Genomic DNA, 24120 nt, shown 5'->3' with positions numbered 1-24120 from the left:
GCACGCCCTCCCCCCCCTGCCCCTCGGGCCCGCCCCGGCGCGGGTGGGGCGGTTCCTTCGCCTCCCCGCCATGGGCACAAGCCGCAGGACCAACAACCAAAACGATCATTAGGTACGCCGCGGGCCGATTCCATGATCGCAAATGTCGACATTTGGGCATACCCATTTGACGCCGCGGCAACCCACGAGTTCCACCGAGTTCCGATTCGGCCGGAGAAGTCCGTCGAAGTAAAGAATCGATCGGTGAACAATTCTGTCGCCCCCTGGCCAAAAGGTTGATGTTGATCAATGTCCACTGAGGCCTAGCCTTCGGCTGATGTCCGCAGAAAATCGCGATCTCCGAGCAAGGGGGCTCAATTTCATGACGCGATTGCGACGTACCATCGCTTTCCTGGCGGCCGGCACCCTGGTCGCACTCTCGCTGAACGTGGTGACCGGCTCCACCGCGGCCGCGGCGCCGTTCGGCTACGCGCAGCTCAACAGCATCCAGAAGCGGCTCGCCTCCGGCCTGCTCACGTCCGAGCTGGGCGGCGCCCCGGCCGCCGCGCGGCAGGCCGCGCCGGCCACCCAGTTCAAGTCGGCCACCGCGACCTGCACCGACCACTTCGGCAGCAACGTCAAGGTCAACCAGAACTGCCTGAACCTCACCGACCCTGACCTGCAGGGCCGGGCGCAGGCGCAGAACGAGACCTGGGTGGCCGTCGACCCGAACAACGCCAACCACGTGATCTCCAGCTACAACGACTACCGGCGCGGCGACGGGACGTGCGGGGTGTCCTACTCGCAGGACGCCGGCCGGACGTGGGCCGACTCCACCACGCCCAACGGCTTCACCCGCGGCACCGCGTTCGGCGCCGCCCGGCAGTACTGGCAGGCCGGCGGCGACACCTCGGTCGCGTGGGACAGCCGCGGCAACGCGTACCTCTCCTGCCAGACCTTCCTGCGCGGGGCGGGCGTCACGTCCAACCCCGACCAGTCCAGCGCGTTCTACGTCTACCGGTCGACCGGCACCAACGGCGCGTCGTTCAACTTCCCGGGCCGCCCGGTGGTCGAGCACAACGACGTCGCCGGCGCCGGCAACTTCCTGCTGGACAAGCAGCTGCTGACCGTCGACAACAGCCGGACCAGCGCATTCCGGGACCGGGTCTACGTGACCTGGACGACGTTCGCCGAGGACGGCACCGGCTACATCTACGAGGCGTACTCCGCCGACTACGGCGAGACCTTCAGCGCGCCGGTGCTGGTCAGCTCGAACAGCGCGCTGTGCGACAACACGTTCGGCCTGCCGACGCCGCAGGGCACCTGCAACGAGAACCAGTTCTCCCAGCCGTTCACCGCGCCCGACGGCACCCTCTACGTGACGTATGCGAACTTCAACAACGCGGTGGTCGCGCCGGAGAACCGCAACCAGATGCTGCTGTCCAAGTCCACCGACGGCGGCGTCACCTTCTCGCCACCGGTGCGGGTCGGCTACTACAACGACCTGCCCGACTGCGCGACCTACCAGAACGGCGCCGACCCGGGCCGGGCCTGCATCCCGGAGAAGGGCCCGTCGTTCAACTCGATCTTCCGGGCCACCAACTACCCCGTCGGCGCGGTCGACCCCACCCACCCCAACCGGGTCGTCGTTACCTACGGCTCGTACATCAACCGCAACTCCAACGAGACGACCGGGTGCGCCCCGGCCGGCTTCTCCGCCGCCGGGACCAACCTGTACACCGGCGTCAAGACGACCTGCAACAACGACATCCTGCTGGGGGTGTCGACCAACGGCGGGGCCAGCTTCGCGAACACCGAGCCTCGTACGGCGCCGGTGGTGACCACGGCGAGCGGCCAGGCCCGCAGCGACCAGTTCTGGCAGGGCACCGCGTACACGCCGAACGGTGCGCTGGTGGTCAGCTACTACGACCGGCAGTACGGCTCGGACAACAACACCGGGTTCTCGGACATCACCGTGTCGCAGTCGCGGAACGCGTCCACGTTCCGGCACGACCGCGCCACCTCGTCCAGCATGCCGCCGCCGACGCAGTTCAACGGCACGTTCTACGGCGACTACGCGGCCGTCGCGGTCACCAACCACACCGCCTACCCGGTCTGGTCGGACACCCGGCCGGTCGACCTGTTCCTGTGCCCCGGCACCGGAACCACCACCACACCGCCGGCCGTCTGCCAGAGCGGCGCCACCAACGCCTCGGTCGCCAACGACCAGGACATCTACACCGTCGGCGTAGCGATCAGGTAGCACGCGATCGCCGGCGCGGCCCCGTCCCCGGGGTCGCGTCGGCGGCCCTTCCCGGATTGCGTCCGCGGCCTTTCCGGGTCGCGTCGGCGACAGCCGCGCTGTTGCCCGGCGTGTCATGCTGGGCCGATGAGGCAAGTGGTGCGCTTCGCCGCCACTCCCGCGGGCCCGGTCGCGTACGCGGTCACCGGCAGCGGGCCGCCGTTGCTGTGCGTGCCGGGCTGGGTCTCGCACCTCGGGCTGATGTGGGACGACCCGGCACACCGGCGATTCTTCGAGGCGCTGTCCCAGCGGCACACCGTGATCCGGTTCGACAAGCTCGGCTGCGGGCTGTCCGACCGGGCCCGCACCGACTTCACCATGGAGTCCGAGCTGACCGTGCTCAAGGCGCTGATCGGGCACCTCGGGCTGGAGCGGTTCGCGCTGTTCGGCTCGTGCGACGGCGGGCAGGTGGCCGCGGCGTACGCGGCGAGCAACCCGGACGCGGTGACCAGGCTGATCGTGTACGGCAGCTGCGCCCGCGGCGCCGACCTCGCCCCGCCCGACGTCCGGCACTCGGTGCCGGCCCTGGTCCGGGCGCACTGGGGGCTGGGCTCGCGGGTGCTGGCCGACATCTGGTTCCCGGACGCACCGGCCGAGGTGACCGGCATGTTCGCCCGGATGCAGCGGGCCGCGGCGACCGCCGAGATGGCCGCCGAGCTGCTCGAGATGTTCTACCGGTTCGAGGTCGCCGATCTGCTGCCGACGATCCGGGTGCCGACCCTGGTCGCGCATCGGCGGGGCAGCCGGGCCATCCCGTTCGAGCTGGGCCGGGAGATGGCCGCGCTGATCCCGGGCGCGCAGCTGGCCGCGTTCGAGGGCCGGGCGCAGCCGATCTACGCGGTCGGCGGGGAGGCGGCCGCCGCCACGGTCCGGTCGTTCCTGGGCGACGAGCCCCGGCCGGCGTCGGATGCTCCGGCGCCGGTCGGGCCCGGTGCACGGTCGGCTGGTCCGGTGCCGGTCGGGTCCGGTGCACGGTCGGCTGCTCCGGCGCCGGTCGGGCCCGGCGCACGGGCCGCCGACGGGCCGCTGACCGCGCGGGAGTTCGAGGTGGCCGACCTGATCGCGGACGGGCTGACCAACGCCGAGGTCGCCAAGCGGCTGGGGCTGTCGGTGCGCACGGTCGACGCGCACGTCGAGCACATCCGGGTCAAACTGGGCGTGCGCGCGCGTACCCAGATCGCGGTCTGGGCCCGGGTAGGTAGTCTCCCGGCCCGGTGATAGGTAAGCCAACCGATTCCGCGCTCCGGCAGAAAAGCTAGCGTCGGAGCATGCCGATCATCGATCCCGCCCTCGAGGGCCCGCCCGGCGCCTGCCAGGGCGGTTACGCGTGCGGTCTGCTGGCCGGACACCTGCACGCCGACGCCGAGGTGACCCTGCGCAAGCCGGTGCCGCTCGGCACCGACCTGCGGGTCGCGCCGTCCGGCGACGGAATGGCCCTGTACGCCGGGGACGAGCTGGTTGCCGACGGGGTCAGCACCCGCCTGGCCGACGAGACGCCGGAGCCGCCGACCTTCGCCGAGGCGCTGGCCGCCACCGCGGACTTCCCGGGGCTGCGCTCCCACCCGTACCCGAATTGTGTGGGTTGTGGAACCGCCCGGAGTGACCCGGCCGCCCTGCGGATCTTCCCGGGCCCGGTGCTCGGTGGCGACCTGCTCGCCGCGGTCTGGTATCCCGGCAAGCCGGTCACCACCGACGACGCGTGGGCGGCGCTGGACTGCCCGGGCGGCTGGGCGGCGATGCACCTGGGCAAGACCGACAAGCCGGCGGTGCTGGGCCGGATGGCGGCCCGGGTGTCGCTGCCGGCCGAGCCGGAGAACGCGTACATCGTGGTCGGCTGGCTCGACGAGGTCTCCGGCCGGAAGCTGACCGCCGGATCGGCCCTGTACTCACGGGAGGGGACGCTGCACGGCTTCTCCCGGCAGACCTGGATCACCCTCCGATGAGGCGCGGCGTCGCGATCACGCCGATGGAGACCCGCGCCGACGTCATCGTGCGGGCCGCCCGGCTCGCCGACGAGCTCGGCTACGAGGTGTTCTCGGTGGCCGAGGGGTGGGGGCTGGACGCCGGGGTGGTGCTGGCCGAGCTGGCCGTGGCCACCCGGCGGATCACGCTGGTGGCCGGCGTCCTCTCGGTGTGGGGGCGAACCCCCGCGACGATCGCGATGACCGCCGCGACGCTGCACCGGCTCTCCGGCGGCCGGTTCGTGCTCGGGCTGGGGGCGAGCACGCGCCAGCTGGTGGAGGGGTGGCACGACATCGCGTACGAGCGGCCGGCCGCTCGCCTGCGCGAGGTCACCACCCAGGTGCGCGGGCTGCTGGCCGGGGAGCGGGCCCGGCTGTCGGCGACGCCGGCGGCCCGGGCGCTGCAGCTCGGCCAGCCGCCCGCGCCGGACGTGCCGATCTGGCTGGCCGCGGCCGGCGAGCGGACCGTCGGGCTCGCCGGCGAGCTGGCCGACGGCTGGTACCCGATCTACCTGCGCCGGGAGCGGATCCGCAAGCTCGCGGCCGGTTTCCAGCGGCCGATCACCATCGCGGCCGGACCGTTCACCGTGGTCGACCCGGACGCCCGCGCGGCCCGGGCGGCGGTAGCGGCCTGCACGGCGGGGTATCTGGGCGCGATGGGCGACATCTATCCGCGTCTGGTGGCCGGGCAGGGGCTCGCGCCCGAGGTGGAGATGGTGCGGGCCACCCGGACCGTGCCCGCCCAGGCGCAGGCGTTGCTCGACGAGTTCACCGTCTACGGGTCGGCGTCGGAGGTTCGGCGGGGGCTGGAACGCTGGGACGACACGCTCGACATCACGCTGGTCGGGTTGCCGCCCGGCCTGCCCTGGCCATCGATCGAGGCCACCCTGCACGCCGCCGCGCCCGCCCGGTAACGCGCCCGTGCCCTGGCCACGCTGCGCGCCGCCGCGCCTCGCGCGGTAACGCGCCATTGCCCTGGCCACGCTGCGCGCCGCCGCGCCCGCCCGGTAATGCGCCCGTGCCCTGGCCGGGCCATCGAACGAGGCCACGCTGCGCGCCGCCGCGCCTCGCGCGGTAACGTGCAGGGCTGTTGCTCACCGATGACGAATTCGCCGCCGCGCTGGCCGCCGCTCGCCGCGGCGACGAGCGCGGCTTCGCCGTCCTCTGGCGCGCGCTGCACCCCGCGGTGCTGCGCTACCTGCGGGTGGTCGCCGGGGACGCGGCCGAGGACGCGGCCTCGGAGACCTGGCTCCAGGTCGCCCGCGATCTCGACCGGTTCGCCGGCGGTCCCGGCGAGTTCCGCGGCTGGCTGTTCCGCATCGCCCGGCATCGCGGCATCGACGAGGTACGCCGGGCCGGCCGGCGGCGCGAGGACCCGGCCGAGCAGGTCGCGCCCGGGCCACCCGGCCGCGACGCCGCGATCGAGGCGATCGAGGGCGCGGAGACCGCCTGGGCGCTGGGCCGGATCGCCGCCCTTCCGGCCGATCAGGCCGAGGCCGTTATGCTGCGCGTCGTGGCCGGGCTCGACGTCGCCCAGACCGCCCAGGTGCTGGGCAAACGCCCCGGCGCGGTGCGAATCGCGACGATGCGCGGCCTGCGCCGGCTCGCGCTCGACCCCCAGGTCCGCGACCGCGCCGGGACAAAGGCGCGCACAGAGACCGCCGGGGAGGTGTAACGGAATGCGCCTCGGCGACGCTCTCCTCCGTGCGATGCGTACGTGGCGAGCCACTCCGACCGGTCAGGACGAGGCCGATCGGCTGGTCGGCGGCGACCGGTCCGACCCCGGACTGGACCACCTGCTCGACGCTCTCCGCGCCCCCGCCACTCCGGGGGAGCTGGGCGGCGAGCGGGAGGTGGTCGCCGCTCTCGCCACCGAGCGTCGCCGTGCCGCGCTGACCGAAAGACCGGAGGGACGTGTTCGTGTCCGGGTGCCGAAGACCACAAGGACGCTCGTCGTGAGCATCGCGACAGGCCTCGCCGTCCTGAGCGTGGGTGGCACCGCTGTGGCGGCAGGGACCGGAAACCTCCCCGACGGTCTTCAGCAACGCGCGCATCGCCTGTTCTCGGCGCTGGGGGTTCCGGCGCCGAGAACAGGTCCCACCGCCGTCGCGCCGACGCCGAGCGGCGCCGCGTCCCCCACGCCCTCCCCCACCGCGACCCCCACGCCGACGCCTACGCCGGAAGCCACGGCCACGGCCACGCCCAGCACGGCACAGGTGGCGGCCTGGTGCATGGCCTGGCAGACGGCCGAGAACGGTGGAAAGCCGATGCCCGGCCGGACCCGGCGTGACCTGATCAAGGCGGCCGGCGGCGCGGACGAGGTCGCCGACTACTGCGCCCGGGCCGGCGTCTCCGCCACCCCGGCCACCGGCGCCACCAAACCGGGCGGCGGGTCGTCCCGGCGGGCGACGCCGTCCCACCCCACGCCGCACGCCGTCACCCCCAGCCACCCCGGCCCGAACAGGTGACGGCCGACCACGTCTTCGTCGATCGGTCGGGCCGGCGCCGCCGTCTGATCCTGATCGCGGGAGCCGCCGGTACGGTGGCACTGCTGGCCGCGATCGTGGCGTTGCTGGCCGGCTTCACCGGAGCCGGTCCGTCCGTCGTGCCCGGCTGGCCCGGCGCCGACGCCGGCCGGCGGGCCCCGGACGCGCGCGTCGCCGGCACCCGATCCAGCACGCCGCCGCCCGCTCCCGCCCCGGCCCGGACCTCCCCGAAGGCCACCACCGCCGCGCCCACCACGCCACCGCCGAGCAGTTCATCCGCCTCGGCGACGCCGAGCCCGAGCGCATCGTCGCGCCCCCGGGGACGCGAGCATTCCCCCAGCACCCATCCCTCCCGGAAGAACTGACGTGGGCAAGCGTGTTCTGCGGCGGGAGCCGCGCGCCCATTGGCTGCTGCTCGCGCTCGCCATGCTCGTGCTGCTCGCCGAGCTGTGCCTCAACGGCTACGTCACCCACGCCGGTGCGGAGAGCGGCGAACCGCAGGCGGGCGACGGCGGCCCCGCGCCGGCCGCGGTCACCGGCGGCGCCGCCGTCCAGCGCCTCGAGCCGGACGGCCGGGTGACCAGCCGGGCCGTCCGCGGCAGGACCATCGCGCTCACCTTCGACGACGGCCCCGACCCGGTGTGGACGCCGGAGATCCTGGCGGTGCTGGCCAGGCACCACGCGCGGGCCACGTTCTTCGAGGTGGGCTCGCGGGTCAACCGGTACCCGGAGATCGCCCGGCAGGTGACCGCCGGCGGCAACGAGATCGGCTCGCACACCTTCACCCACGTGCCGCCGGGCACCGCGGCCTGGCGGCTGCGGTTGGAGCTCACCCTGACCGGCAACGCGGTCGCCGCCGCGACCGGGCAGCGACCGGTGCTGCTGCGGCTGCCGTACTCGGCCACGCCGGAGGCGCTCACCGCCACCGAGTACGCCGAATGGCGGACCGCGGCGCCCGGTTACCTGCTGGTCATGACCGACCACGACACCGTCGACTGGCAGCGACCCGGCCCCGCCGCGATCGCCCGGGCGGTGCGCCCGGGGATCGTGATGATGCACGACAGCGGCGGCGACCGGGCCCAGACGGTGGCCGCGCTCGACCAGGTCATTCCGCGGTTGCAGGCGCAGGGGTACCGGTTCGTCACGGTCTCCGAGGCACTCGGCCTCCCGGCCACCCCGGCCGCGAGCGCGGCCCAGCGAGCGCGGGGGCAGGCGCTGCAGCTGGCCCAGGTCGCGGCGGCCGGGCTGGCCCGGGTCCTCGCCATCGCCATGATCCTCGCGGTGGTCCTGGGTGTCCTGCGGTTGATCGTCCAGCTCGTGACCGCCGCCGTGCACCAGCGCCGGGCCGGCCGGCGGCACCGCCGGCCGCCGCGCGACCTGGGGCTGGTCAGCGTGATCGTCCCCGCCTACAACGAGGCCGCCAACATCGCCGCCACGGTCCGCTCGCTGATCGGCAACGACTACCCGGCGATCGAGGTCATCCTGGTGGACGACGGCTCGGCCGACGACACCGCGGGCATCGTGGAACGGCTCGGCCTGCCCGGCGTGCACGTGGTGCGGCAACCGAACGCCGGCAAGCCCGCGGCCCTCAACACCGGCATCCGCCACGCCCGCGGCGACCTGCTGATCCTGGTGGACGGGGACACGGTCTTCGAGCCGGACGCGGTCGGGCGTCTGGTGCAGCCGCTGGCCGATCCGCGGGTGGGCGCGGTGTCCGGCAACGCCAAGGTCGCCAACCGGACCGGCCTGCTCGGGCGCTGGCAGCATCTCGAGTACGTGCTCGGCTTCAACCTGGACCGGCGGATGTTCGAGGTCGCGCGCTGCATGCCGACCGTGCCGGGCGTCATCGGCGCCTTCCGCCGGGCCGCCGTCGCGGACGCCGGCGGGGTGCCGACCGACACCCTGGCCGAGGACACCGACTTCACCATGGCCGTGCTGCGTGCCGGGTGGCTGGTCGTCTACGAGCCGCGGGCGGTCGCCTGGACCGAGGCGCCGGCCGCGCTGGGTCAGCTCTGGCGGCAACGCTACCGATGGTGCTACGGCACGATGCAGGCGATGTGGAAGCATCGCGCCACGGTGCGGCAGAGCGGCGCGGCCGGCCGGCTCGGCCGGCGTGGGCTCGGTTACCTGCTGCTCTTCCAGGTCCTGCTGCCGCTGACCGCACCGATGATCGACGTATACGCGGTCTACGGCATCCTCTTCCTGCCGCTGGGCCGGACCGCCGCGGTCTGGGCCGGCTTCACCGGCGTCCAGGTCGCCACCGCCGCCGTCGCGCTGCGGCTGGACCGGGAACGGTACGGCCCGCTCTGGAGTCTGCCACTCCAGCAGATCGTCTACCGGCAGCTGATGTACCTGGTGGTCATCCAGTCCACGGTGATGGCGCTGCTCGGCGGCCGGCTCCGCTGGCATCGCATGGTTCGCACCGGGGCGGCCGCCGTGCACGCGGGACGTGCCGGCGCCGGACGGACCTGAGGAAGGATCGACACCTGCCCACCCGCGGCGCATCCTGGTCGCACCACACTTCTCGGAGGGCTTGTGATGGCGTTTCCTGCCGATTTCCGCTGGGGCGTGGCCACCGCCGGCCACCAGGTCGAGGGCGACAACACGACCAGCGACACCTGGTTCGCCGAGAACGTGCAGCCGACCGTCTTCCGGGAGCCGTCCGGGAAGGCCTGCAACGGCTACGAGCTGTGGCGCACCGACGCCGAGCTCGCCGCCGGTCTGGGGCTGAACACGTACCGCTTCTCGGTCGAGTGGGCGCGGGTCGAACCCGGCCAGGGCACCTTCGACCCGGACGCGCTGGACCACTACGAAGCGATCGTCGACCACTCGCTGTCGCTCGGCATGGCGCCGGTGGTCACGTTCAATCACATGACGTCGCCGCACTGGTTCGCCGCCCGCGGCGGATGGCTCGATCCGGCCGCGCCCGAGCTGTTCGCCCGCTACTGCGATCGGGTGATGGCCGCCTTCGGCGACCGGATCGCGGTCGCGGTGACGCTGAACGAGCCCAATCTGCCGCACCTGCTCACCTGGATGGACATTCCCGACTTCGTCCGGGAGCTGGAACGCTTCACCCTGGAAGCGGCGAGCAAGGCCGCGGGTGTTCCCCGCTACCGCCTGGCCAACGTCATGCTGCCCGAGGAGTTCGACGCCATGGCGGACGGCATGGAGGCGGGGCACCGCGCGGCGCGGGCGGCCATCAAGGCGCGACGCGGCGCGCTGCCGGTCGGCTTCTCGCTCGCCGTGGTCGACGACCAGGTGGTCGGCGACGACCCGACGGTCCGCGATCGCAAACGCGCGGAGGTGTACGGCCGCTGGCTGTCGCTGGCGAGCGCCGACGACTACATCGGCGTCCAGAACTACGAGCGGCAGTACTACGACGCCGCCGGCCCGGTCGCCGCCGGCGGGCCGCTGAGCGGCATCGACGCCCGCTCGCTCGGCTCGGCCGTCCGCTACGCCCACGAGGCGACCGGCGTGCCCGTCCTGGTGACCGAACACGGCATCGCCACCGAGGACGACACCCGGCGAGCGACGTTCATCGTCGAGTCCCTGGCCGGGCTCCGGGCGGCGATCGACGAGGGCGTGCCCGTGCTCGGCTACATCCACTGGACGCTGTTGGACAACTTCGAATGGGTCTTCGGGTACGGCCCGAAGCTCGGCCTGCACGCGGTCGACCGGGAGACCTTCGAGCGCACCGCGAAGCCGAGCGCGGCCGCGTACGCGGCGGTGGTGCGGGCCAACGCCCTGCCTTAGAGCTGCTCCGCCGCGGCCGCCCGGCCGGCGATGAACTCGTGCAGACGCGACCACTCGCCATCGAGCAGAGCCCCGTACGCCCGGGCCTGGTCGATCAGATTCCGCGCGCCTTCGTAGTCTCCGGCGAGGAAGGCCGCGTTCGCCGCCGCGTTGGCGCGTCCGCCCTCCGCGCGTATCTCGGCGGCGGTGCGCGACGTCGCGGGCAGGCCGTTCTCCTCGACCAGCCGCCGCAGCCAGGCGCGTTCGCCCTCGGTGGCGTCGACGATGCCGAAGACGTAGCGCAGCGCATCGCCGGCCACGTCGCTCTCCGCCGACCCCCATTGCTCGAGCGCCAGCAGGAGCTCCCGTTCGCGGATCCGCTCCCGCCGTCGCCGCAGATCGTCCCCCTCGATCACCGCGTCCATCCGACCCTCCCCCACGGACAGATCATGAAGGCGGCGGCATTCCCCGGCCGCGACCGCTTCAAACACGGTCGTGGGACACAACAACATAACGATCGACGCGACGTTTGGCACCGCAGCGGCGACGTCGCCGCTGCGGTGCCGGACGCGCCTCAGTGGACGAGTGACGATCTCATCCCTGCAGGACCTGCGGCGGCTTGAACCGGCGAACCTCCTGCGGCCAGCCGCATGCCTCCGCGATTTTGCCGGCCCACATCCGGGCGGTCGCCTCGTCCGGCACGTCCACGATGGTCAGGCCGCCCAGGAACTCCTTGGTCTCGACATAGGGCCCGTCGGTGAAGACCGTCGTGCCGCTGGTGGCGTCGGCGCTGAAGACCGGGCCGTCCTCCTCCTCCAGGCCCCCGGCGAAGACGAATGCCCCGGCCTCCTTGATCTCGTCAACGACCGCCCTGGCCAGTGGACCGCGCCCGCGGAACCATTCCTCGGTGTGGTCACCCACCCACTGCTGGTTGAAGTAGATGAGGTACTCGGGCATATCCGCTCCCTATGATCGTCCGGACCCGATGTCCGTCTGCATACGCTACGAACGGCATCCGGCAGATCCGACACGCTCCAGCCTGACTTCTTGCAACCGCCCTACGGCCGGCGGTCGCCGATCGGCATGCGCCACAGCACGCCGCGCGCCTCCTGGTCGGCCCGTCGGCGGACCGCGAGCAGCCACCGGATCCCGACCAGCGCCACCAGGATCAGCCCGGCCCAGGACAGCACGGTGAACAGCTGCACCTGCGCCGTGGTCGGCTTCGGCTGGTAGCCACGCTCCAGCAGCTGGAACTGGTACGGCGTGCCGGTCAGCACCAGCGTCACCACCAGCGCGATGCTGTGCATGCCGTCCCAGAGCGCGTGCAGGACCGAGACGCCCAGATAGCTCAGCACCAGCCGGCCGGTGAAGGCGAAGTGCCGCCGCCCGCTGGCCGAGAACAGCACCCCGCCGAGGATCGCCGTCCACAACCCGTGTCCGACCGGGGCGAGCAGGCCGCGCAGCAGCTCGGTCTGCACCAGCTGCATCAGCGACAGCCCCTGCTCGGTGAACAGGGCGGTGAACGCGTACCCGGCCGACTCGAACGCCGCGAACCCGAACCCGACCGACGCGCCGAGGATGAGCCCGTCCCGGGCGTACTTGTGCTCGAGGTGGCGGCTCAGGAAGGCGAGGACGGCCAGTTTCGCGGCTTCCTCGATCAGCCCCACGCCGAGGAACAGGCCCGGGGACGGGTGCAGAAGGTAGGACTCCAGCAGCGACGCGGCCAGGACGCCGAGGATGCCGCCGGTGATGAACGTGGTGAACAGCAGCTCGGCGGTGACCTCGCCGCTGTGCCGCCGCCCGAACGCCCAGACCACGAAGCTGACCGGCACGAGGAAGCTGCCCAGCAGCACAATGGTCGGGATCAGGTTGGGGTTGCCGGTCACCATCGTCACCACGACGGTGAGCAGCCACAGCACCAGCCCGGTCAGGAAGACGCGCAGCCACGGGCGGGCACGCCGGGCCGGTCGGGCCGCTGAGGGTGGATACATCGGTCCTCCCCGATCAACGATGTCCACCGTATACCCGCGGCGGCCGATCCGAACGGGCCGTCTGAACCCGTCACCGTTGCCCGATCACACCCGGTCCGTTGACATCGGCCGGGGCGCGGCGACAGCGTTGTCATCGACAGAGGTGACTGTCGTTCACGAGGGGACACGTCATGCGTGGTTTGTTCCGGATCGCTGCCGTGCTGGCGGTCGGTCTTCTGCTGGCTCCGGTCACGCCGGCCCAGGCCCACCACCGGCGCACCGCCGCCGACCGGGCCGTGCGCAGCGGGAACGCCCGCTTCGAGGTGCTCTCGCCCACGCTGATCCGCACCGAGTACGCGCCCGACGGCCACTTCACCGACGCGGCCACCTTCAACGTGATCGGTCGCGACAAGTTCCCGGCCGTGCCGTTCCGCAGCCGCACCGGCAACGGCTGGCTGACCATCGACACCGGCGCGCTGACCCTGCGCTACCGGGTCGGTTCCGGCGAGTTCACCGCGGACAATCTCACCGTACGGCTGAAGTCCGGTCGCCAGACCGTGGCGGCCGCGCCCTGGGCCGGCCACGGCACGCCCGACTGCCCGATGGGGACGCTCTGCGAGGCCGAATCCCTTGCCCTGCAAGGCCCCGGCGTGGCCACCGACCACGGCGGCTACACCGGATCGGGATTCGCGGCCGGCTTCCAGAACACCGGCGACACGCTCGGCTTCGGCACCGAAGCCACCACCGCCACTGCCGGCGCGTTTCAACTGGCGGTCCGCTACGCCAACAGCACCGGCGGCGACGGCCAGAACGTGACCCGGACGCTGACGGTCACGGTCGACAGCAACGCGCCCCAGACGCTCACCCTGCCACCGACCGGCAGCTGGGACACCTGGGCGGTCGCCGTCGCACCGCTCACCCTGACCACCGGCCGCCACGTCGTGCGGATCCAGCGCACGGCAACCGATTCCGGCAACGTGAACATCGACAGCCTCGCCGTGGGCCACCCCGGCGACGCCTATCCCGGCCCGCCCGCCGTCACCCCGCAGCCGTGCTCCTTCGGCTCGCTCTGCGAGGCGGACACCGGCGCCCTGGCCGGCGGCGCCGCGCCCGCCCACGACCACAACGGCTACTCGGGCACCGGCTTCCTGGCCGGTCTCGAGCACGCCGGCGCGGCCGACACCTTCACCGTCACCGGTGTCCCGGCGGCCGGCGGCTATCGCCTGCAACTGCGCTACGCCAACGGAAAAGCCGGCGCCCAGCCCGTGCGGCCGCGAACCATCACGGTCAACGGCACGCCCGTCACGCTCGCCCCGACGAGCGGCTGGGACTACTGGCGCACGGTGTCGATTCCGATCACTCTGGCGGCCGGCGCCGATCCGATCACGCTCGGCTGCCCGACCGACGACAGCTGCAACGTCAACCTCGACACGGTCGCCGTCACCACCGCGGACGCTCCGCTGCTCGCTCCGCACGCCGCGCTCGGCGGCTACCGGCGCGGCCTCGACGGCGTCGACCGGCAGGCGCTGACCGTCCCCGGCCTGCTCTACCAGGACGGCTGGTCGCTGCTCGACGACTCCGCCGCCACACCGTCCCATCAGGACGGCTACGTCTTCGGGTACGGCCAGGACTACGTACGCGGACTCCGGGAACTCTCCCGGCTCACCGGCCCGACCAAGCTCCTGCCGCGCTGGGCGTACGGCGTCTGGTACTCCGAGTACTACGACCGCGACGCCGCCGGTTTCCAGCAGATCGTGCAGCGCGCCAGGGCCGAGGGCGTGCCGCTGGACGTGATCGTCGTGGACACCGACTTCAAGGCGCCGGACCGCTGGAACGGCTGGACCGTCGACCCGGCGAAGTTCCCCGACCCGCGGGCCTTCGTCGACTGGGTGCACCGCCAGGGCCTGCACACCGGCTTCAACATCCACCCCAGCATCCTCGGCTCCGACCCGAAGTTCGCCGCCGCGCAGGCCACCGCGAAGGGCAAGCTCCAGCGGGTCGGCTGCAACGGCGGCGCGGACTGCTACGTCTTCGACTGGGGTGACCCCGACCAGCTCGCCGCCTATTTCGCCTTGCATCGGCAGCTGGCGCCCTCCGATGTGGACTTCTGGTGGCTGGACTGGTGCTGCGACGCGTCCCGCTCGACGAAGGCCGGGGTCACCCCGGACTCCTGGATCAACCAGCAGTACGCGGACGAGACCGGCTTCGCGTTCTCCCGGGCGTACGGCTCGCTGCAGTCCGGCGGCTACAGTTCGCCGACCGCGGTGCCGACCGGCCCGTGGGCCGACAAGCGCACCACCCTGCACTTCACCGGCGACACCATCTCCGACTGGGAGACGCTCCAGTTCGAGGTCGGCTACACCGGCGGCGAGTCGGTGGCGACCGGGCTGGCCGCGATCAGCCACGACATCGGCGGCCACACCCAGGGCCTGCAGGAGCCGGGCACCGAGCCGGGCAGCACGAAACTGCCCGACGACCTGTACGCGCGGTGGGTGCAGCTGGGCACGTTCCAGCCGATCGACCGCCTGCACTCCAACCACAGCGATCGGCTGCCCTGGCAGTACGGTCCCGCGGCGCAGGCCTCCGCCACCAAGTTCCTGCGGCTTCGGGAGCAGTTGCTGCCGTACACGTACCGGATCGCCGCCGACGCCACCCGCACCGGCACGCCGATCGTCCGGCCGCTCTACCTCGCCTACCCCACCGAGCAGGAGGCGTACGCCACCGCCGGCGCCGAGTACCTCTACGGCGACCGTTTCCTGGTCGCGCCCGTGACGACGCCCGGCCCGACCGCCACCACGACGGTCTGGTTCCCACCCGGCGTCACCTGGAAGAACTACTTCACCGGCCAGACGTACGCCGGTGGCACCACCGCCCAGATCACCACCACCCTGGACACGATGCCGGTCTTCGTGAAGGCCGGCTGAGCCCGAGCAGAATGGAGGCGTGACCGACTGGGCGCTCGTCACCGCCGTCATCGACCGCCTGATCCCCGCCGACGACTTCCCGTCGGCGGGCCAGGCCGGGGTGGCCGCCCAGCTCGCCGCGCAGGCCGCCGCCGACCAGCGCACCACGTGGCGCGACCTGCTCACTCCGGGCTTCGCCGCCCTCGCGCGAGAGGCCGGCCCGCACGGCTTCGCCGCCCTGGCCGAGGACGAACAGGACACCCTGCTGGCCGCCGTCGGCGCGGGCCGCACCACCACCGCGTGGCCGGTCGACCCGGCCACCTTCCACGCCACGCTGCTGCGCCTGACCTGCGAGCACTACTACGGCACCCGGGGCACCGCGAGCTGGGCCATGCTCGGCTACAGCCCGGCCCTGCGCCGCGACTCGGCTCTGCGCGGTCCGTCACCCGAGCTGCTCCTCGTGCGACGGCTGGCCGACGCGGCCGAGACGTACGACGCCGTCGTGGTCGGTGTCGGCGCGGGCGGTGGCGTTGCCGCGGCGGTTCTCGCGCAGAGCGGTCTCCAGGTGCTGGCCGCCGACCGCGGCGATTACCTCAGCTACGAGCAGATCGGGACCGACCACCTGCGCAACTTCCGGCTGAGCACCCACGGCCACAACCTTCCCCCGTACGCCGACGCCGGCCCCCGCTTCCTGAACGACACCCGCATCGAGCACCCGTGGCAGCCCGGCTGGTCGGCGCTCCCGCACACGATCGGCGGCGGCACCCGCGTCTACCAGGGCATGGCATGGCGCCTGCTGCCCGACGACTTCCGGCTGGCCACCAAGTACGGCGTACCCGACGGCAGCTCGCTCGCCGACTGGCCGATCGCCTACGCCGACCTGGAGCCGTTCTACACCGAGGCCGAGTGGGCGCTGGGCGTCTGCGGCGACGCCGGCAGTCACCGCAATCGCGGGCCACGGTCCCGGCCGTACCCGATGGGACCGCTGCCGGACAACACCGAGGCGCAGGTTCTCCGCCGGGCCGCCGCCCGGCTGGGCTGGTCCACCGGGCCGGTCCCGATGCTGATCAACTCGGTGCCCCGCGGCGGCCGCGGCCGCTGCGGGCAGTGCGGCGAGTGCGTCGGCTTCGCCTGCCCGACCGATGCGAAGAACGGCCCGTTCAACACCGTGCTGCCCGTCGCGCAGCGGACCGGCAACCTCACCCTGGTCGGCGCGGCCCGGGCCACCGAGGTCACCACCGACCGGTCCGGCGCGGTCACCGGCGTCGCGTTCGCCGACGAGCGCACCGGCGAGCGCCGCACGCTCCGCGCCGGTCACGTGGTCGTCGCCTGCTCCGCCGTCGAGACCGCCCGGCTGCTGCTGGCCAGCCGCTGCGACGCCCACCCCGGCGGCCTCGGCAACGGCGCCGACCAGGTCGGACGCCACCTGCAGGGCCACGTGTACGTCGGCGCGTACGGCACCTTCGCCGACCCGGTCATCGACGGCCCCGGCCCGAACGTGCGGATCGCCACCTGCGACCACCTGCACGCGGTTTCCGGCCTGCTCGGCGGCGTGCTGGCGAACGAGGTGGTGAAGTTGCCGATCCTGCACTGGAACTGGGCGCTGCCCCCGGACGCGCCCCGCGCCGGCCTGGCCGGCAAGCAGGCGATGGCCAGGCTCTACCGCCGGACGAGCCACCTGTTCGGCCCGATCCAGGAGATCCCGCAGGCCGGCAACCGGGTGACCCTCGCCGAAGCGGTCCGCGACCGGCACGGCGTGCCGGTCCCGCGGATCGGCGGCACCCTGCACCCCGACAACCGGGGCAGCGCCGACCTGCTGATCGCCCGCGCCCGGCAGTGGCTGACCGAGGCCGGCGCCGAGCGGGTCTGGAGCACCGGTTACCGCACCACCGTCTCGGCCGGCCAGCACCAGGCCGGCACCTGCCGGATGGGCAGCGACCCGGCCGTCTCGGTGACCGACCCGTGGGGCCGGGTGCACGGCCACCCCAACCTCTGGATCATGGACGCGTCGGTGCACGTCACCAACGGCGGCTTCAACCCGGTGCTGACCGTCCTGGCGCTGGCCTTCCGCAACGCCCGCCACCTGGCCCAGGTCGCCTAGCGGCGCGGGGCACCAGGCCTTTCAGAGCGTCGTGATCATGCCGCCGTCGATGGTGATCTCGGTGCCGGTCACATTGCCGAGGTTGCCGCCGGCCAGCATCACCACCAGGTCGGCCACCTCCTCGGGACGGGTGAAACGGCCGGTCACCATGGCCGCCTTCGCGCCGGCCTCCACGTCGGACGGGTCGATGCCCTGGGCGGCGCCGACCGTCTCGGCCACGCCGCCGCTGCCCAGCCACAGGTCGGTGGCGACCGGGCCGGGCGCGACCGTGTTGACCCGGATGCCGCGCGGGCCGAACTCCTTCGACAGCGACTTGGCGAAGTTGGTCAGCGCCGCCTTCGCCGCCGAGTAGTCGACGACCAGCGGGTCGGCCAGGCGGGCATTCACCGAGCCGGTGTTGACGATCGCGCCGCCCCCGCCGGCCAGCATCACCGGCAGCGCGGCCCGGGTGGCGCGGACCGCCGACATCACGTTGAGGTTCCAGGTGGTGGCCCACATGTCGTCGGTGACCTCGAGAAAACCCTGCGGCCGGGGCGGCGCGATGCCGACGTTGTTGACCAGCACGTCGATCCGGTCGCCGGCCGCCGCCACCAGCCGCGCGGGGCCGGCCGGGTCGGCCAGGTCCACCGCCACCGCGGTCACGCCGTCGAGCTTCTCCAGCTCGGGCGTCACCCGCCGGGCGCCGGCCAGCACGGTGGCGCCCTCGGCCGCGAAGGCACGCACGATCGCCAGCCCGATGCCCCGGCTCGCACCGGTCACCACGACCCGTTTGCCGGTCAGTCCCAGATCCACGTTGTCCTCCTCCGCCGCCGATGTCCCCCACCCTATTCGGAAGGTGCGCAATGGCCGGGGCGCGCACACTGTGGAGGCGGCAATCGTCCGAAGGGAGCACGAGATGCAGGCGTTGCGAGCCTGGCGGCGAGGCGGTCCCGAGCAGCTCGTCCTCGAGGAGGCCGAGGTTCCCCGTCCGGCGCCCGGCGAGGCGCTGATCGAGGTGCATGCCGCCGCCATCACCCTGACCGAGCTGAGCTGGGACCCCTCCTGGCAGACCGCGGACGGCGCCGACCGCACGCCGGTGACCCCCTCGCACGAGGTGAGCGGCGTCGTGGTCGCCCTGGGTGCCGACGTCACCGGCCTGAGAAACGGCGATGACGTGTACGGGCTGGTGGACTTCGACCGCAACGGCGCGGCCGCCGAGTTCGTCGCCGTGCCGGCCACCGCGCTCGCCGCCAAGCCCGCCAAGGCGACCCACGCCGAGGCGGCCGCGCTGCCGCTGGCCGCACTCACCGCGTGGCAGGCACTGGTCGACCACGCCCGCGTGCAGCCGGGCGAGCGGGTGCTGGTGCACGGCGGCGCGGGCGGTCGGCGTCTACGGCGTCCAGCTGGCGGCCGTCCTCGGCGCCCACGTGATCGCCACCGCCCGCGCGGAGAACGAGGCGTTCGTCCGCGACCTGGGCGCCGCCGAGTTCCTCGACCACACCAGCCGCCGCTTCGACGACGAGCTGTCCGGTCTGGACGTGGTGCTCGACGCGGTCGGCGGCGAGACCCTGGCCCGCTCGTACGGGGTGCTGCGCCCGGGCGGCCGGTTGGTCACGCTGGTCGCCCCGCCGGACGAGGCGGCGGCCGAGCGCTCCGGGGTGCAGGCGACGTTCTTCATCGTGCGCCCCGATCACGACGAGCTCACCACGATCGCCCGGATGGTCGACGACGGCCGGCTGCGCCCGGTGGTCGCCGCCACCTACCCGCTGTCCGAGGGCCGGGCCGCGTTCGAGTCGATCGGCGCGCCCCGGCCGCCCGGCAAGACAGTCCTCCTGGTGCGCCCGTAAGGCCTGTTTCGTAACTGGAGCCGGGCTGCGCCGAGGCCCAGATTCCGCCTGCGCACGTCCCGCGAAAGCCCGGTTACAACACCGGTAGCCTGGCTTCCGCGGGCCGCACGCAGACGAAATCTGGACCGCGCCGCAGCTCGACCCCAGTTACGAAACAGGCCTTAGCTGGCCAGCACCAGGTTGTGCGGGCCGGTCCGGGTCTTCTTCGCCTGGTACATCGCGGCGTCGGCCCGCGCGATCAGCTCCTCGGGCCCGGCCGCACCGCACGGCGCCCAGGCAACCCCGACGCTGGCCTCGGGCGTCAGCACGTTGCCGGCCGCGTCGACGACCTCCGCGCGCAGGCCGGCCAGCAGGTCCGCGCCGATCCGCTCGGCACCGGCGGGGCCGGCCACGTCGCGGCAGATCACCACGAACTCGTCGCCGCCGATCCGGCCGACCACCCCGTCGGCCGGGACGGTCATCCGCAGCCGGTTCGCCACGTGGGTCAGCAGCCGGTCGCCCGCGGCGTGCCCGTACACGTCATTGACCTGCTTGAAGCCGTTCAGGTCGAGGAAGACGACCGCGGTGCCGGCGTGCCCGTCGGGGGCGGCCGTCGCGTCCTGCAGCGCCGCCATCGTGGCCGACCGGTTGTGGCAGCCGGTCAGCGGGTCGAAGGTGGCCCGGTGCCGCAGCTCCTCGCGCAGCCGGACGTCCTCGGTGACGTCGGCGAGGCAGATGATCGCGCCGGTGATCGCGCCGTCGTCGCTGGTCAGCGCCCGCAGGTTGGCCCGGACCCGGCGCACGCCCCGGCCGGGCTCGCGGCTGCCGTACTCGACGTCGGCGTCGTTGCCGGTGCCCAGCACCACGGCGATGGCGTCGTCGGCGGCGGGGCGGTCGGCCGGCACGATCGCGTCGAGGTACCGGTCGTCGAGCACGTCGCCGAGCCGGGCGTGCAGAGCGCGGGCGGCGCGGTCGTTGAGGTAGACGATCCGCCGGTCGGCGTCGATCTGCAGCACACCCATCGGCAGCGTCTCGGTGAGCCGCCGCATCAGCTGCTCGGCCGCGCGGACCGCCTCCTGGGCGGCCATCTCGTCGGAGATGTCGAGCATCTCGGCGATCACGCACGGCCCGTTCGGGTCGGCGAGCCGGTTGTGGTTGGTGATCTCGAACCAGACCGGGTGGCCGTCGCGGTGCAGGTGCCGCAGCCGGACCCGCCGGGCGGTGCCGGCCGGGGTGCCGAGCATGTCCAGCCAGCTGGCGATGGCCCGCTCGTGGTCGTCCGGGTGCACCAGGTCGAGGCTGCGGGTGCCGATCACCTCCTCGGGCGTCCAGCCGAGCAGGTCCGCTAGCTCCGGGCCGGCCGCGGTGATCGTGGCGACCTGGTCCTTGCGCATGGTGATGAGGCGCGGGCGTACGACGTCGTGCGGCAGCGCGACGGCGGCCACGTACTCCTCGAGGCCGGTGAACACGCCGACGAAGACGCCGAACCGGTGGGTGAGGTCGAACTGGTGCAGCCGGACCTGTCGATCCGGGGCGGCGAGCAGCCGCACCTCGCAGCGGGTCAGGCCGACGCTCAGGGCACCGTGCCAGGCCTCGATCAGGGTCCGCTGGTCGTGGGAGACGACGAGGTTGATCAGCGACTTCGGTCCCACGATCGGCCGGAGCCCGGTCGCGGCCAGTTCCTCGGGCAGGGGCACGAGCAGGCCGGACGGCGCCATCGCGGCGATGAACGCCTCGGGGTGCGCTTCGAGGAGGGAAGCCAGCTCGGCGTCGCGGGTCGCGGGATCGATCAGGGAGTCGTCGGCCACAGGTTGGTCTATCGGCGGACCCGCCGACGTCTGAAGGGATTCCCCGTCGGTGGGTCACGGCGTGTTCCGTACACGTTAATGTTCATCGATTTGTATCGTTCCTTGTCCGGGTCGGCGTGGGACCGGCCCAGCGGGAGGTTCCTGGTGCGCAAATCCCTGATCAACGGCGTGGCGGCGGTGCTCACGACGGCGGTGGTGACGCTCGCGGCGACCGGTCCGGCGGCGGCCGCGGACGCGTCGAGCAAGGTCTCGCGGACGACCACCGTCGGCATCCACAACACCTACGACCCGGCCACCTTCGGCTATCTGGCGCAGGCCCTCGATCTGCATCCGGGGCTGATCGAGCTCGACGTCTGGCCGGACATCATCACCCGCGAGTGGAAGGTGAGCCACTCGAACCCGCTCGGCAACGCGAACAACTGCGTGGCCGCCGCCAGCGCGGCGCAGCTCTACTCCGGGGGCGCGAACAAGAACCTGGAGTACTGCCTGGACGACATCCGGCTCTGGCTGGGCGCGCACCCCGACAGCGGCCCGCTGGTCCTCAAGCTCGAGCTGAAGACCGGTTTCAGCAGCCGCACCGGCCAGGGGCCCGCCCAGCTCGACGCGGCCATCGCCGCGCACCTCGGCTCGGCCGTCTTCAAGCCGGCCGACCTCCTCGGCGGCTACGCCTCGCTGGACGCCGCCGCCAAGGCCGACGCCTGGCCGACCCGCGGGCAACTCGCCGGCAAGGTGATCATCGAGGTCATCCCGGGCACGGTCGAGGAGGGCAACCCGACCGACACGCTCTGGACCGACAGGGAGTACGCCCAGTACCTCAAGGGCCTGGCGGCCGCGGGGACGCTCGGCAAAGCGCAGATCTTTCCGGCCGTGCACAACGCGCAGAGCGGCGACCCGCGCGGCCGCTACAGCGACGCCACGCTGCGCCCGTGGTTCGTGGCGTTCGACGGCGACGCCTCCGCGTACGTCACCGGGGGGATCGACACCTCCTGGTACGACACCAACCACTACCTGCTGGTGATGACCGACGTGCAGAGCATCTCGCCGGCGGTCCCGGCCGGCGACGTGGCGGCCGCCCAGGCCCGGGTGGCGCTGGTGGCAGGCAAGCACGCCAGCGTCGCCTCCTCCGACTGGGCCTCGATGCCGTCGGTCGACGCGCAGGTCGTCGACCGCGGCTGACTTAGGCGGGGCCGGCGGTCCTGGACAGGATCAGGTCGCCGGCCCGGGCCAGCACCTGCGCCCGGGTGCGGTCGCCGTGGTCGGCGGCCAGGAAGTGCTCGCCGATCAGCAGGCAGAACGCGAGGACGCTGCGGGCCTCGACCTCGTCCGGGTCGGCGCAGAAGGTGCCGATCATCTCGCGCAGCAGGGCCATCCGGCGGTTGTCGACGCGGCGCAGGCGCTCGGCGACCGCCTCGTCGCGGCGGGCCCAGTCGCGGATCGCGAGGTCGATCGGGAGGAGCCGGTCGCCGGAGAAGGTGAGCAGCCCGGCTCGCGTGATCTTGGTTTTCGGGTCGCCGCCCTCGCGCTCGATCCGGTCGAGCACCTCGTCGATGCTTTCCCGCTCCCACGTGTCGAGCATGGCGGTCAGCAGCGCGTCGCGGTCGGCGAAGTAGCCGTAGAAGCCGCCCTTGGTCACGCCCAGCTGCTTGGCCAGGGCTTCCACCCGTACGGCGTCGGGACCGCCGGCGGCCAGCGCCGTCAGCCCTTGCTCGATCCATCGCTCCCGCGGCATCCTTGTACGGTACCGTATATACGGCACCGTATAAGCGAACGGAGACCGGCGATGACCGAGCTTTCCACCGTGGACTACACCGACCACTTCAGCGTCCGCACCGACGTTCCCGGCACGGCCGAGCAGTGGGCCCGCGCGATGTTCGGCAACGTGCCCAGCCCCGGCGAGGTGTTCATCTGGCGCGTCGTCCTCGGCCTGCGACTGCGCCTCGACCGCTCGCCCTCGCCGGAAACCGTGGCCGGCTGGCGGATCGGCGGCCGCGGCGACGACTGGATCCGGCTGGAGGCCGCGTCCCCGGCGATGACGGCCAACCTCGTGGTGCGCGCGGGCGGCGGGGAGGTCTCGCTGACGACCCTGCTGCGCTACGACCGCGCGCCCGCCAGGCTGATCTGGCCGCCGCTGTCCGCCGTGCATCGATGGCTGGTGCCCCGGGTCCTGCGCGACGCGACCGCGAGGATGAGCCGACTCGATGAGTAGTGTTCCGCGCCTGCGCGACGCGACGGCGAGAATGAGCCGATGACCAACGAGCACACCCGGCTGGTGCCGACCTCGGCCGGCCCGGTCGCCTGCCACCTGCGGGGCGCCGGCCCGGCGATCGTGCTGCTGCACGCCAACCCCGGCGATGCCCGCGACTTCGACGCCGTGGTCGCTCCCCTCGCCGAGGGCGGACGCACGGTGATCCGGCTGGACTGGCCCGGCTACGGCGACTCCCCCGCGCCCGAGGGTCCGGCCGGCGCCCCGCAGTTCGCCCGGGTGCTCGGCGAGGTGCTCACCGAACTTCGCGCCGACGAGCCCGGCCCGGTCGTCCTGGTCGGCAACAGCGTCGGCGGGTACGCGGCCCTCGCGTACGCGCTGCGCGAACCCGGCCGGGTCGCCGGTCTCGTGCTGATCGCGCCCGGCGGCTTCACCCGCCTCAACCCGCTGTCCCGCACCGTCTGCCGGCTGATGGGCACCCCGGCCACGGCCCGGTGGCTGCTCGGACCGCTGGCCTCGGCCTACACCTGGCGCCGCACCCCGGCCGCGCGGGCGGCGCTGCGCCGGGCCTACGCCACCGCCCGCGACCCCCGGCAGCGGGCGGTCGCGTGCGCGGTCTGGCGCTCGTTCCTCGACCCCGAGCACGACCTGCGCGACCGGGTCGCCGGCCTGCCGGTGCCGGTGCTGCTCACCTGGGGACGCGGCGATCCGGTGCTGCCGCTGCTCAGCGACGGGCGACGGGCGGCGCGGCTGCTGCCGGGGGCGCGGCTGAGCCGCTTCTGGTGCGGGCACGAACCGCACGCCGAGATGCCCGGCGCCTGGCTGACCACCGTGCGCGCGTTCCTCGCCACGCTCCCCCCGGCGTAGGGT

The 24120-nt window shown here is 73.1% G+C and carries 21 protein-coding genes and 1 pseudogene; 16 read left to right on the top strand and 6 right to left on the bottom strand.

The window, feature by feature from the left end:
• Positions 1-370: 370 nt before the first annotated feature.
• From ODJ79_RS29230 to ODJ79_RS29190, 9 genes are all read left to right on the top strand, one after another.
• Complete coding sequence (locus tag ODJ79_RS29230) at positions 371-2242, top strand: exo-alpha-sialidase (RefSeq protein ID WP_263026814.1); 1872 nt, start codon at positions 371-373, stop codon at positions 2240-2242.
• Positions 2243-2368: 126 nt separating this feature from the next.
• The gene (locus ODJ79_RS29225; protein WP_263026813.1) at positions 2369-3499 is read left to right on the top strand and encodes an alpha/beta fold hydrolase; all 1131 of its coding nucleotides are present in this window, start codon (positions 2369-2371) and stop codon (positions 3497-3499) included.
• Between the two features lie 50 nt (positions 3500-3549).
• Entirely contained in the window at positions 3550-4224 is a 675-nt protein-coding gene (locus ODJ79_RS29220; protein WP_263026812.1) for a hypothetical protein, read from the top strand.
• Positions 4221-5156, top strand: coding sequence for an LLM class flavin-dependent oxidoreductase (locus ODJ79_RS29215; RefSeq protein ID WP_263026811.1), 936 nt, complete (start codon positions 4221-4223; stop codon positions 5154-5156). Before ODJ79_RS29220 ends, ODJ79_RS29215 begins: the two co-directional genes overlap by 4 nt.
• 176 nt (positions 5157-5332) lie before the next feature.
• The gene (locus ODJ79_RS29210; RefSeq protein ID WP_263026810.1) at positions 5333-5917 is read left to right on the top strand and encodes an RNA polymerase sigma factor; all 585 of its coding nucleotides are present in this window, start codon (positions 5333-5335) and stop codon (positions 5915-5917) included.
• Between the two features lie 34 nt (positions 5918-5951).
• Entirely contained in the window at positions 5952-6710 is a 759-nt protein-coding gene (locus tag ODJ79_RS29205) for a hypothetical protein (RefSeq protein WP_263026809.1), read from the top strand.
• Positions 6707-7093, top strand: coding sequence for a hypothetical protein (locus ODJ79_RS29200; protein WP_263026808.1), 387 nt, complete (start codon positions 6707-6709; stop codon positions 7091-7093). The genes ODJ79_RS29205 and ODJ79_RS29200 overlap by 4 nt, the downstream gene beginning before the upstream one ends.
• Position 7094: 1 nt before the next feature.
• A complete protein-coding gene (locus ODJ79_RS29195; protein WP_263026807.1) occupies positions 7095-9200 on the top strand; it encodes a bifunctional polysaccharide deacetylase/glycosyltransferase family 2 protein in 2106 nt (701 codons plus the stop codon).
• Between the two features lie 66 nt (positions 9201-9266).
• Complete coding sequence (locus tag ODJ79_RS29190) at positions 9267-10481, top strand: family 1 glycosylhydrolase (protein ID WP_263026806.1); 1215 nt, start codon at positions 9267-9269, stop codon at positions 10479-10481.
• Here the strand turns inward: ODJ79_RS29190 and ODJ79_RS29185 are convergent.
• From ODJ79_RS29185 to ODJ79_RS29175, 3 genes are all read right to left on the bottom strand, one after another.
• Positions 10478-10885: a hypothetical protein gene (locus tag ODJ79_RS29185; protein ID WP_263026805.1), complete on the bottom strand. Its 408-nt coding sequence runs from the start codon at positions 10883-10885 to the stop codon at positions 10478-10480. The two genes, ODJ79_RS29190 and ODJ79_RS29185, sit on opposite strands and share 4 nt — an antisense overlap.
• Before the next feature lie 169 nt (positions 10886-11054).
• Complete coding sequence (locus tag ODJ79_RS29180; RefSeq protein ID WP_263026804.1) at positions 11055-11417, bottom strand: YciI family protein; 363 nt, start codon at positions 11415-11417, stop codon at positions 11055-11057.
• A gap of 101 nt (positions 11418-11518) precedes the next feature.
• On the bottom strand, positions 11519-12451 hold the full coding sequence (locus ODJ79_RS29175) for a PrsW family intramembrane metalloprotease (RefSeq protein WP_263026803.1): 933 nt from the start codon (positions 12449-12451) through the stop codon (positions 11519-11521).
• Positions 12452-12621: 170 nt separating this feature from the next.
• On the opposite strand from ODJ79_RS29175, the gene ODJ79_RS29170 reads away from it, so the two are divergent.
• Positions 12622-15354 carry a TIM-barrel domain-containing protein gene (locus ODJ79_RS29170; protein ID WP_263026802.1) on the top strand — a complete coding sequence of 911 codons (2733 nt, stop codon included), beginning with the start codon at positions 12622-12624 and terminating at the stop codon, positions 15352-15354.
• Between the two features lie 19 nt (positions 15355-15373).
• Positions 15374-17434, top strand: coding sequence for a GMC family oxidoreductase (locus tag ODJ79_RS29165; protein ID WP_263026801.1), 2061 nt, complete (start codon positions 15374-15376; stop codon positions 17432-17434).
• A 21-nt stretch (positions 17435-17455) separates the two neighbouring features.
• On the opposite strand, the gene ODJ79_RS29160 is transcribed toward ODJ79_RS29165, so the two are convergent.
• A complete protein-coding gene (locus ODJ79_RS29160) occupies positions 17456-18226 on the bottom strand; it encodes an SDR family NAD(P)-dependent oxidoreductase (protein ID WP_263026800.1) in 771 nt (256 codons plus the stop codon).
• Here ODJ79_RS29160 and ODJ79_RS47235 point away from each other — a divergent pair.
• Positions 18171-18659 (top strand): annotated as a pseudogene (locus tag ODJ79_RS47235) (alcohol dehydrogenase catalytic domain-containing protein); the annotation flags it as partial. The gene ODJ79_RS29160 and the pseudogene ODJ79_RS47235 sit on opposite strands and share 56 nt — an antisense overlap.
• On the top strand, positions 18583-19260 hold the full coding sequence (locus tag ODJ79_RS29155) for a zinc-binding dehydrogenase (RefSeq protein WP_263026799.1): 678 nt from the start codon (positions 18583-18585) through the stop codon (positions 19258-19260). The pseudogene ODJ79_RS47235 and the gene ODJ79_RS29155, both read left to right, overlap by 77 nt.
• Before the next feature lie 161 nt (positions 19261-19421).
• On the opposite strand, the gene ODJ79_RS29150 is transcribed toward ODJ79_RS29155, so the two are convergent.
• On the bottom strand, positions 19422-21047 hold the full coding sequence (locus ODJ79_RS29150; RefSeq protein WP_263026798.1) for a sensor domain-containing diguanylate cyclase: 1626 nt from the start codon (positions 21045-21047) through the stop codon (positions 19422-19424).
• A gap of 144 nt (positions 21048-21191) precedes the next feature.
• Here ODJ79_RS29150 and ODJ79_RS29145 point away from each other — a divergent pair, with 144 nt between their 5' ends.
• The gene (locus ODJ79_RS29145; RefSeq protein WP_263026797.1) at positions 21192-22223 is read left to right on the top strand and encodes a phosphatidylinositol-specific phospholipase C domain-containing protein; all 1032 of its coding nucleotides are present in this window, start codon (positions 21192-21194) and stop codon (positions 22221-22223) included.
• A 1-nt stretch (position 22224) separates the two neighbouring features.
• Here the strand turns inward: ODJ79_RS29145 and ODJ79_RS29140 are convergent, their stop codons facing one another.
• Entirely contained in the window at positions 22225-22776 is a 552-nt protein-coding gene (locus ODJ79_RS29140; RefSeq protein ID WP_263026796.1) for a TetR/AcrR family transcriptional regulator, read from the bottom strand.
• A 51-nt stretch (positions 22777-22827) separates the two neighbouring features.
• Here ODJ79_RS29140 and ODJ79_RS29135 point away from each other — a divergent pair, with 51 nt between their 5' ends.
• Entirely contained in the window at positions 22828-23253 is a 426-nt protein-coding gene (locus ODJ79_RS29135; protein WP_263026795.1) for a hypothetical protein, read from the top strand.
• Between the two features lie 39 nt (positions 23254-23292).
• Positions 23293-24117 (top strand): alpha/beta fold hydrolase, encoded by an 825-nt coding sequence (locus ODJ79_RS29130; protein ID WP_263026794.1) that lies wholly within the window; start codon positions 23293-23295, stop codon positions 24115-24117.
• Positions 24118-24120: the final 3 nt, after the last annotated feature.

It is taken from the genome of Actinoplanes sp. KI2, assembly GCF_025630775.1.
In the GTDB taxonomy this organism is placed as follows: Bacteria; Actinomycetota; Actinomycetes; order Mycobacteriales; family Micromonosporaceae; genus Actinoplanes.
Note: the sequence above shows the minus strand (reverse complement) of the source record. Positions and strands in the feature narration are given on the sequence as shown.